The organism is Microcoleus sp. Pol8_D6, assembly GCF_036700965.1.
In the GTDB taxonomy this organism is placed as follows: Bacteria; Cyanobacteriota; Cyanobacteriia; order Cyanobacteriales; family Microcoleaceae; genus Microcoleus.
The window spans coordinates 94,122-100,834 of the sequence record NZ_JAUBPW010000014.1; the positions used below are offsets into that span (position 1 = coordinate 94,122).

General features: G+C 45.7%; 5 protein-coding genes and 2 pseudogenes. All 7 read left to right on the top strand.

What is annotated here, in order from left to right:
• The first annotated feature begins 27 nt into the window (after positions 1 to 27).
• The 7 genes and pseudogenes from QUA10_RS08655 to QUA10_RS08685 all read left to right on the top strand — a co-directional run bounded on the left by QUA10_RS08655 (position 28) and on the right by QUA10_RS08685 (position 6,670).
• Positions 28 to 810: an ATP-binding cassette domain-containing protein gene (locus QUA10_RS08655; RefSeq protein ID WP_333081487.1), complete on the top strand. Its 783-nt coding sequence runs from the start codon at positions 28 to 30 to the stop codon at positions 808 to 810.
• Between the two features lie 133 nt (positions 811 to 943).
• Positions 944 to 1,312, top strand: a pseudogene (locus QUA10_RS08660) (four helix bundle protein); the annotation flags it as partial.
• A 90-nt stretch (positions 1,313 to 1,402) separates the two neighbouring features.
• Positions 1,403 to 2,893: an MlaD family protein gene (locus QUA10_RS08665; protein ID WP_333081486.1), complete on the top strand. Its 1,491-nt coding sequence runs from the start codon at positions 1,403 to 1,405 to the stop codon at positions 2,891 to 2,893.
• Between the two features lie 182 nt (positions 2,894 to 3,075).
• Positions 3,076 to 3,852, top strand: a pseudogene (locus QUA10_RS08670) (Uma2 family endonuclease).
• 115 nt (positions 3,853 to 3,967) lie between these two features.
• On the top strand, positions 3,968 to 4,120 hold the full coding sequence (locus tag QUA10_RS08675; protein WP_333081485.1) for a hypothetical protein: 153 nt from the start codon (positions 3,968 to 3,970) through the stop codon (positions 4,118 to 4,120).
• Between the two features lie 210 nt (positions 4,121 to 4,330).
• Positions 4,331 to 4,723, top strand: a complete 393-nt coding sequence (locus tag QUA10_RS08680) for a tetratricopeptide repeat protein (protein ID WP_333081484.1) — start codon at positions 4,331 to 4,333, stop codon at positions 4,721 to 4,723.
• Positions 4,724 to 5,269: 546 nt separating this feature from the next.
• On the top strand, positions 5,270 to 6,670 hold the full coding sequence (locus QUA10_RS08685) for a reverse transcriptase domain-containing protein (RefSeq protein WP_333086221.1): 1,401 nt from the start codon (positions 5,270 to 5,272) through the stop codon (positions 6,668 to 6,670).
• The last annotated feature ends 43 nt before the right edge of the window (positions 6,671 to 6,713 follow it).

The following is a 6,713-nucleotide window of genomic DNA, read 5'->3' on the forward strand; positions in this document are numbered from 1 at the left end:
GGACTGATAACTTATTGATAACATTTTATGGCTGAGCCACTAATCGAACTCAAGGGGGTAAGTAAGTCCTTCGGCCAGAACCCGATCCTCGATCGAGTCGATCTGAGGATTTATCGGGGAGAGGCCCTGGCAATTATTGGCCCTTCCGGGACGGGGAAATCTACGATTCTGCGGATAATTGCGGGTTTGTTGGCCCCGGATGCCGGTGAGGTTTTTGTTCAGGGACAGCGCAGGGTCGGATGGGTGGACGACGTGGCAGATCCGATCGGAATTGGGATGGTGTTTCAGCAAGCGGCTTTGTTTGATTCGCTGACGGTGGAGGAGAATGTCGGTTTTTTACTTTACCAGCATTCTAAGCTGCCGCGCCGCCGCATTCGGGAATTGGTGGAGGAAAAGTTGGAGATGGTGGGTTTGCCGCGAATTGGCGAACGCTATCCAGCGCAGTTGTCTGGGGGAATGAGGAAACGGGTAAGTTTTGCCCGCGCGATCATGGCGAATCCTGATAATGACAGGGATAATCCAGAGGTTTTGCTGTACGACGAACCGACGGCGGGTTTAGATCCGATCGCTTCGACGGTAATTGAAGATTTAATCAGGGACTTGCAGGCGGCCCAAGGTGTTTGCAGCACTTATGCGATAGTCACTCACCAAGACAGTACCATCCGCCGCACCGCCGATCGCATCGTGTTTCTCTATCGAGGCAAAGTGCAATGGGAGGGAACTGTCAATGACATTGCAGCGACAGATAATTTGCTGATCAGACAATTTTTTAGTGGCAGTGTTACTGGGCCAATTCAAGCGCTTGGATAGTCAATTGTCAGTGGTCAGTTGTCAGTGGGCAGTTGGCAGTTGGTCGTGATTAATTGTTTGTATTATTGGCAGATGGGATATGTCACAAACAAATTTTCAGAGGTTAGATGTTTATAAATGAGCAGAAAAATTAGCTGATGAAATTTGGCATATTGTTATAAAATGGGACGCACTAGCAAAAGATACGGTGGGTAAGCAAATTATTCGCTCTGCTGATAGTATTGGTGCTAATATTGCTGAAGGAGATGGTCGAGGTAGCTATCAGGATAATCGACGCTTCATCAAGATTGCCAGAGGTTCTTTATATGAAACAAAGCACTGGTTGAGACGAGCTTATACTAGGCAACTACTAACAAGTGCACAAGTAGAATCACTCAAGCTAATTATTGATGAACTGTCGCCAAGGCTAAACGCCTATCTGAAATCTATAGGCAACACATCAGAAAAAACTAACAACTGCCAATTAACAACTGCCAACTGCCAACTGCCAACTGCCAACTAACAACTGCCAACTGCCAACTGCCAACTAACAACTGCCAACTAACAACTGCCAACTAACAACTGCCAACTAACAACTGCCAAAGGAGGTAATATGCGATCGCGAACTGTAAGAGAAGGTTCTGTCGGGTTCTTAATTTTAGTAGGAATCGGTTTATTTGGTGGCTTAGTACTCTGGCTGCGGGGCGTGCAGGTAGGGAACCGCAGCTACAAATTCGCCGTAGAATTTGGCAGCGCCCAAGGAATGCAAATCGGCACGCCCATCAGGTATCGCGGGGTGGCAGTCGGTAAAATTACCGCCCTCAAACCGGGTTCCAACGGCGTAGACGTGACGCTGGAGATTTCCCCCGGTACTTTAGTGATTCCCAGGGATGTTACGATCGAAGCGAATAAATCGGGTTTAATTGGCGAATCGTCGATCGACATTACCCCCAACTCGATTTTGCCAGAATCATTACTTACCGCCAATCCCGTTAGTGCCGACTGTCCCTCGGAGATTATCTGCCAAAATTCGCGCTTAAAAGGTCAAGCTGGAGTCACTATCGACGAACTAATTAAATCCACAGTCCGCCTAGCTAATTTCTACACCGACCCCGCGCTGTTCAACAATATTAAATCTCTGGCCGAGAATACAGCCAACACAGCTAAAGGTGCAGCTAAACTTACTCAAGATTTATCGACTTTAACTAAAACTGCCCAAGCGGAAATAAAAACTTTAAATCAATCAGTAAGGGGAGATATTGGGAGCTTAAATCAATCTGTTAAAACCGAAATAGCAAGTTTAAATCAATCATTAAAGGGAGAAGCAAGCACCTTAAATCAATCATTAAAGGGAGAAGCAAACACCTTAAATCAATCGCTCAAGACAGAAATATCAGCAGTCGCCGCTGATGTGTCTAAAGTAGCAGCTACGGCGGACACTTCCACAAAAGCCGTATCTGCCGCTGCGATAAATTCTGCTAATTCAGTAAGTCAAGCAGCCAATCAAGTTACATTAACAGCCAACCAACTCAATGCTTTAGTAACAACCAACCGCGCCAGTTTAGTCTCAACTCTGAATAACATCAATCAAAGCAGTCAGGAACTGCGCGTAGCTGTTAGCAGTTTGAGTCCGACAATTAATCGCATCAACCAAGGACAATTGCTGAACAATTTAGAAGTTTTATCAGCGAATGCTGCCCAAGCTTCTGGTAATTTGCGAGATTTATCCAGCCAGGTAAACAATCCCGCCACTTTGCTATTATTGCAGCAAACTCTAGATTCTGCACGAGCTACATTTCAGAACGTGCAAAAAATTACTTCCGACGTGGATGATTTGACGGGAGATCCGGCTTTCCGCAACAATATTCGCAGGTTGTTCAACGGATTAGGAGGCTTGTTAGGCTCGACAGAACAACTGCGACAGCAAGTTAAAGTCACTCAAACATTAGCTCCCCTTTCTGAGAAAGTAAATGCGAGTACGCCTGCCAGAAATCAATCAGTAGAGCCTGGATTTCCCAGCTTGCAAAAACAGCCCAAATTGCCTGTTATACCTTCTCAAACTGCAAGGTCAGCAGAACCATTGGCTCCAGAAAATAATCCTTAAAACAGGGTATCATTGAATAACTGCAATTATTGCAAGATGCGCGAGCTACTCTAGTTAATAACCAGCGCAATACGCACCCAGATTACAGCTAGTTAATAAGGTGCGCCTTTCGCACCAAGCATTAAAATTATTGTTCAAATCCTATTAACAAAAAACTCTTTCACTCGAAACAAGGAAAACCAATGACGCAAACTTTATCGAAACCGAACGCAACCAGAATTCAGTATATTGTGACTTGGGAAAAATTGCCAGACGACTTTAAATTACCCGACGAGCCTGTGGAAAACATCGACCAACCACTTTTAGCCGCCGCCCTCCGAGAAGCCTTGGATCTCGCAGGATTTATCCTAGCTTCAATGCTAATATCTTCCAATTTTGGACTGTGTGCCAAAGTTAACGACAAAACAGTAGTAAAAGCCCCGGATTGGGTGTACGTTCCCTCGGTATTGCCAGCAGAACCAGGAGAAGTTCGCCGCAGTTATACGCGCAATGCTGAGGGAGAAGTACCTGCTGTAGTGATGGAGTTTTTATCAGATACTGACGGCAGTGAATATTCAAATAAACCGACATATCCTTACGGAAAATGGCGGTTTTATGAGCGAATTTTGCAAGTACCGATTTATGTAATTTTTGAACAAAAATCGGGAGTGTTGGAAGTGTACAGACTCTCGAATTCGGGAGAATACGAATTGCAATAACCAGATGCTAATCAGCGATTCTGGATAGAATCAATGGGTTTATTTCTGGGGGTTTGGGAAGGTGAAAAATCTCAGAGAAGGGGTTATTGGTTGCGCTGGTGGGATGAAAATGGCAATTTGCTGCTGTGGGGTGCGGAACGGGTGGAACAGGAACGCCAGCGCGCCGAAGATGAACGCCAGAGGGCCGAAGAGGAACGCCAGAGAGCCGATCGACTAATGGCATACTTGAGAAGCCAAGGCATCGATCCTGATGGCATTTGAAGGTGTGAAAGGTCGATCGGCTTTTCGGCCCTTAATCCAATCCCATTTTGATTGCACAATCCAGTCAGCAAGGGCGTTTTAGATTAAAAATAACCATAATTAAGGAGCGATCGGCATGACTGCAACAAAATTAGAAGAAAAATTATATCGGCTTTCTGAGGAATTAGCCTCAGCACTAGAAGCGGAACGCCAGCGTGCTCCTGAACTCACATCTTTGCTACCGCGTTACCGATCTCGGTTTGGCGAAATGTCAGAGAGTAACGGCTAAAAAGTAAGGGTGCGATCGCGCTTCATCAATCTCGATCGTCCGCGTGTTATTGTCACCTAAATGTCCTTGACAAATATGAGATTTTGTGCAGGGCTAGAATTGGTTCCAAATTTTAAATCGCAAAGGGCGATCGTTTTGCGATCGAACTTGGGCAATCTAGATATAGGCGCTTCTTGAGTGCCTGGAAAACAGCGAGGCCAAGAGTTAGCAATGGAAAGCACACAGAAAAAATCTAGCCCTCGTCAAGTTAATAATGGCGAGCGAACTAAGCAGATTTTTGCGTTAGTATCAATGGTTTCGTTTGGTGGTTCTGCAATTTTTGGTATTTTCAGTCTGTTCAGCAGCGGTTTGAGCAACCAGCACCAACAAAAACCGACGCCTGTGGCTGTTTCTCAGGAGTCTTTGCTGGCGGCGCAGGAACGGGGATACGTGGGGGTTTTGCAGCGGGAACCGCAGAATCAGACGGCTCTGGAGGGGTTGGCAAATGTGCGGTTGCAGATGAATAATAAGGTGGGGGCGATCGAGCCTTTGGAGAAGTTAGTGAAGCTAAATCCCGATCGGGCTGATTATAAGGTATTGTTGGGGCAGGTGAAAGGGAAGTAGTAGGAGGCAGTGCGATTCGTTGAAACGTGAATCACGGTGAAAGCCCGTACATAGCGTTTCCAGCCACAGGCTGAACTCTCGGTCTGATAAAAGTGCAAGTCCCTTCTGCCAGACTCAGGTATGACTCCCTATCTGCCCACACCGACCAAGCTCGATTCTTGGAGAGTGAAGCTGGGAACAGGGCGCAATCAGACATCCAATGTGGGACGACACTGGCGCTAATGGGGGGTTCCAATGGTGAAACAGAGCCTAGAAAAGTAACATATTCTAGAGCGGGACACAGACTAAAACTCCCGACTCCACTGGAGTTCATTCCCGCCGAATCACCTGTCTCAATATCGGCAAGAGTCCAGGGAATCCAGTAGTTAAATTGGCTCCACCTAAAGGAACAATCAATCTAACCGAGGGAACGAAGAAAAACGAACTAAGGGTCAAGGGGAAGTCGAACCCCGAGTAGGCTAGACGAGCAGCGGAACCCCCTTAGTTCGGGTAGGACAGACCGTAATTGGTCGCTCGGTGTTCAGAAAACACAAGTTAGAGCAGCGCATGATTGGACACAACAGCAATGTTAGTGAATCTTGGAAGACGTTACCTTGGAAGAAATTCTGCAGGGACTTATTTCGCCTACAAAAACGAGTGTTTAAAGCGATTCAGGTTGGAGACAAGCCAAAAGCGAAGTCCCTTCAAAAGCTAATTCTGAAATCTCGGGCTGCAAGAATGCTGGCGATACGTCAAGTAACTCAACTAAATGCTGGCAAAAAGACTGCGGGAATCGATGGAAAAGCCTTACTCACATTTGAAGAAAGGTTCTCTCTGAGTGAAGAACTCAGAGCCACAAGTAGCAACTGGAAACACCAGAAGTTATGCTCAATACCAATCCCTAAAAAGGATGGGAGTACCCGCCTCCTCATGATACCGACTATCGCCGATAGAGTGTGGCAATGCCTCGCAAAATACGCGCTACAGCCAGCACATGAAGGAACTTTCTACGCTATGAGTTACGGATTTAGAACAGGAAGGTCGGCGCACGACGCACAAAAGATTCTGTTTCTCAAACTACGCTCCTATGTGAACGGAATAGAAAAACGAGTTATGGAACTCGACCTCGAAAAATGCTTCGACAGGATAAGCCACACCAGTATAATGGAACGACTCATCGCCCCAAAAGGCATCAAGACTGGAATATTCCGCTGTCTAAAATCAGGAGTCAATCCAGAATTTCCCGAACAAGGAACCCCACAAGGGGGCGTGGTAAGTCCATTACTAGCCAATATTGTACTCAATGGGATTGAGGAACTACACCAATCAGTCCGTTACGCGGATGACATGGTAATAATTCTGAAACCTAAAGATGATGCGGAGACAATATTTGATAAAGTCAGCGAATTTCTGGCAGAACGAGGCATGAAGGTTAGTGAAAAGAAAACTAAGCTAACAGCTACGACAGATGGATTTGACTTCCTCGGTTGGCATTTCAAAGTGCAAAACAACGGGAAATTTAGATGCGTTCCATCGGTGGACAATTTTAAAGCGTTCCGTCAGAAGGTAAAAAACATCGTTAAAAACTCGAATTTTGGTGCTACGGTCAAAGTTGAGAAATTAGCCCCTGTAGTTAGAGGTTGGAGGAATTACCACCGCTTTTGCAAGATGAATGGGTCACATAATTCCCTGAAATTCATCAAGTCAAGAGCCTACAAGGTATTTAGCAAGGAATCAAAACAGACTCGCTACACTAGCAAGTCACTGCTTGATAAAGCATTCCCATCAGTTCCTTACTCCGAAAATAAACACATCAATGTCAAAGGGAATAAATCACCTTACGACGGAGATATAGCCTATTGGAGTGAACGTAACAGCAAGCTCTATAACGGCGAAACCTCTAAAGCCCTAAAACAGCAAAACCATAAATATGGGGGTAGTGGCCAAGAAGTAATGATGGTAAGATAGTAGCCTTGATAAGTTTTTTGTGAACTATGCCGAATTGTCCCGT